The sequence below is a fragment of the bacterium genome, from assembly GCA_028821235.1.
In the GTDB taxonomy this organism is placed as follows: domain Bacteria; phylum Actinomycetota; class Acidimicrobiia; order Spongiisociales; family Spongiisociaceae; genus Spongiisocius.
The window spans coordinates 1-2,570 of the sequence record JAPPGV010000048.1; the positions used below are offsets into that span (position 1 = coordinate 1).

3 protein-coding genes are annotated in these 2,570 nt (G+C 65.8%); all 3 read left to right on the forward strand.

Annotated features, from left to right (window positions below):
• The coding region (locus OXK16_05320) for an amidohydrolase family protein (protein MDE0375367.1) at positions 1–678 on the forward strand (678 nt) is incomplete at its 5' end.
• Positions 679–689: 11 nt separating this feature from the next.
• On the forward strand, positions 690–1,562 hold the full coding sequence (locus tag OXK16_05325) for a phytanoyl-CoA dioxygenase family protein (protein MDE0375368.1): 873 nt from the start codon (positions 690–692) through the stop codon (positions 1,560–1,562).
• Between the two features lie 87 nt (positions 1,563–1,649).
• Positions 1,650–2,570, forward strand: a 921-nt coding sequence (locus OXK16_05330; GenBank protein MDE0375369.1) for a CoA-binding protein, incomplete at its 3' end; no start/stop codon positions are given.

Genomic DNA, 2,570 nt, shown 5'->3' on the forward strand with positions numbered 1-2,570 from the left:
TACGTACCGAATGACTACACGGCCGACCAGGTCGCCATGTACCCGGACCGGCTCAAGGGCGTGGCATGTATCGATCCGATGAGGGGTATTCCCTGGGCGGTCGAGGAGTTGGAGCGGTGCGTGAAGGAGCTGGACTTCCGGGCCCTCAAGCTCGTTCCCAGCTACCAGCTCTACTCCCCCAACGACCGCAGCCTGGACCCGCTATACGAGAAGGCCATCGAGCTGGACATCCCGGTGCACTTCTTCACGGGATGGACGCCCATCATCAACGCGTCACTGGAGTTGGCGGACCCGTTCCTGCTGGACGGTGTGGGACGACGCTTCCGCGACATGAAGGTCATCGTCGTTATCAACTGGCCCTGGGTGACCAAGGGGATACTGATGGTGGCGAAGCATCCCAACTTCCATGCCGATCTCTGTCACTTCGCCGGCGGAGCGCCCGAGCCCCTTCATGACGCCCTTGCCATGCTCAGGTCGTACGTAGCGACCGATCGGGCCATGTACGGCTCGGACAACAGCGACAAGGCTCGCATCGATCGGGAGCTCGCCGCGGTGCCGGAGCTCTACCGGAGGGTCAACGATGTCGCCGAGCGCCAGGGCTCTGAACCGTTCACGGACGAGGAACTGGCCGCGATCATGGGAGGTACCGCCGCCCGCCTCTACAAGCTGGACGTTTAAGCAGGCGCAACATGTTGTCCCGGGATCAGATCGACTTCTACAACGAGCACGGCTACGTCGCGGTGACGGATGTCCTGTCGTCCTCCGAGGTCAGCGAGCTGCAACGGGTGACCGACGAGCTGGTCGAGAGCACCCGGTTCCTGACCGAGAGCGATGAGAGGTTCGATCTGGAGCCCGGTCACGCGGCCGATGACGTCCGGGTGCGCCGCATCAAACGTCCCTCGTTGCACCACGACCTGTACATGTCGATGCTGCATCACGACGCCATCCTCGACATGGTGGCGCAGCTCATCGGTCCGTCCATCCGGTTCACGGGAGAGAAGCTGAACATGAAGTCCGCCGGGTTCGGCAGCGTGGTGGAGTGGCATCAGGACTGGGGCTTCATGCCCCACACCAACGACGACCTTCTGGCCGTGGGCATCGCCATCGACGACACGACCACGGAGAACGGCGCCTTGCTCGTGATTCCCGGTTCCCACCGACACCCGGTCTACGACCACCACGAGGACGGATACTTCGTCGGCGCGGTCGGTCGCGAGCACTTCGACCCGGCGGACGCCGTGCCTGTAGAGGTCCCGGCCGGCGGGATATCCATCCATCACATCCGCATGCTGCACGGATCGCCGCCCAACACCTCCGATCGGCCGCGGCGCCTCTTGTTCCTCGAGCTGGCGGCCGCGGACGCCTGGCCCCTGTTCGGCCTCGGCAATTGGGACACCTGGAGCACCTGGGATGAGTACAACGCGTGCCTGCTGAGGGGAGAGCCTGTAGCGGAGCCGCGGATGGCGGACGTCCCGGTGAGGCTGCCCCATCCGTCCCGGCCGTGGCCGGGTTCGATCTATGCCCTCCAGGAGAGCCTGTCGTCCTCCGCATTCTCCGAGTAGGACGGCCTGTGGCCGGGTCGTGCCAACGCCCACCATGTCGGTACCCATGCCAGCCCGCCGACCCTCGATCCACTAGGAGCTAGGGACATGCAAGGCTCGCCCGGGCTCGACGCGATGCTCAAGCCCGAGTCGATCGCGGTCGTCGGCGCCTCGCGTGACAAACCGGGCGCGAGCTGGGTGGACATGTTCGGCCAGTTGGTCGAGTTCGGCTACCGCGGCCGCCTCTACCCGATCAACCCGAAGGCCGACGTCATCCGAGGCCACAAGGCCTATGCCGGCCTCACCGACCTACCGGAGCCGGTGGATCTCGTGATAATCGGCCTCTCGGCCCCCATCGTCCCCTGGATCCTCCGCGACTGCGTTGCCACCGGGAACCGTAACGTTCACATCTTCTCGGCCGGTTTCGGCGAGACGGGTGAGGAGCAGGGGAAAGCTCTCCATGAAGAGATCACGCAGATCGCGGTCGAGGGTGGTCTACGGGTGATCGGTCCCAACAGCATGGGCGTCTTCTCGCCGAGACTCCGGCTGGTCACTTGGGCCGGGGCGCCGGAGGCGGTCGGATCGGTCGGGATTCTCACCCAGAGCGGGGGCTTCGCCGACGGGATCATCGGGTACGGCTCCCAGATCGGGCTCTCGTTCAGCACCGTCGTCAACTACGGAACGGGCCTGACGGTCGATGCCTCGGATCTGGTCGAGTACCTCTCGGACGATCCGGAGACGGACACGATCGGGGTGTATCTCGAAGGAGTCGCCGACGGCCGCCGGCTCTTCGACATCGTCGCCCGGACGACCCCGGACAAGCCGGTCGTCATGGTGAAGCCGGGTGCCAGCCGGGCAGCCCGCCGGACGGCCGCCTCCCACACGGGGTCTCTGGCGGGCGATGACCGCATCTGGCAGGGGTTCTTCGCGCAGACCGGAGCGATCCGGGTCGATACGGTCCAGGACATGGCGCACACGATCGACGCCCTGAAACGGCTCCCGCGGCCGGCCGGGCACGGAGTCGCCATC

Coding starts and splice junctions, on each gene's coding strand:
- OXK16_05325 (MDE0375368.1), top strand. CDS start 690: ATGTTGTCCCGGGATCAGATCGACTTCTACAACGAGCACGGCTACGTC.